We start from the raw sequence: 789 nt of genomic DNA on the forward strand, positions 1-789 counted from the left end.
CGCCCGGCCCGGCGCGGACGCCGCCGCCCGGCCCGGCACCCCGTCCGCCGCCGCCCCGGACACCGGACCCGGACCCGCCTCGGGCGACGCCGACCCCCTGTGGGCGCGGCTGCGCGCCGTCGAGGAGCGGGTGCGGCACGCGGTGGCGGTCCGGCGGGCCGCCGACCCCGATCCCGACGACCCGTACCGCGGCCAGTACCTCACCCCCGAGGCGGTGGCCCGCGTCCTGGACGAGCCGGGCGGGCTCGGCGTACCCGGCCACGAGCCCTGGCAGCCGCCGGCCGGTTCCGTCCTCGGAGGCCTCGCCGCGCGGTTCGGGCTGTCGCCGCTGGACCTGGACCTGCTCCTGGTCGCGGTGGCGCCCGACCTGGACGCGCGGTTCGAGCGGCTCTACGGCTACCTCAACGACGACCTGACGCGCCGCAGGCCCACGGTCGGGCTCGCCCTGGAACTGTGCGGGCTCCCCCCGGCGGGGTCCGGCCGGTTCCGGCTCGCCGCCGGAGCGCCGCTGGTCGAGGAAGGCCTGCTGACGGTCACCGAGCCGGAACGGCCGCCGCTCTCCCGCGTCCTGGCCGTCCCCGACCGGGTCACCGCGCACCTCCTCGGCGGAACGCGGTCCGACGCCCGGCTCGCCGGCCTGCTCGGCGAGCCGCACGAGGACCCGGCCGCCGACCCCGCGGAGGTCCGCCGGGCGGCCGCCGCCGCGGGCACCGGCACCGGCCTCGTCCACCTGCGCACCCGGGGCGGCGACGCGGAGGGCCTGGCCGTCGCCGCCCTGCGCGCGGCCGG

The 789-nt window shown here is 81.4% G+C and carries 1 pseudogene; it reads left to right on the forward strand.

Annotated features, from left to right (window positions below):
* Positions 1 to 97: 97 nt before the first annotated feature.
* Positions 98 to 789, forward strand: a pseudogene (locus A2U95_RS30695) (ATP-binding protein); the annotation flags it as partial.

The sequence above is a fragment of the Streptomyces chilikensis genome, from assembly GCF_001642695.1.
In the GTDB taxonomy this organism is placed as follows: domain Bacteria; phylum Actinomycetota; class Actinomycetes; order Streptomycetales; family Streptomycetaceae; genus Streptomyces; species Streptomyces chilikensis.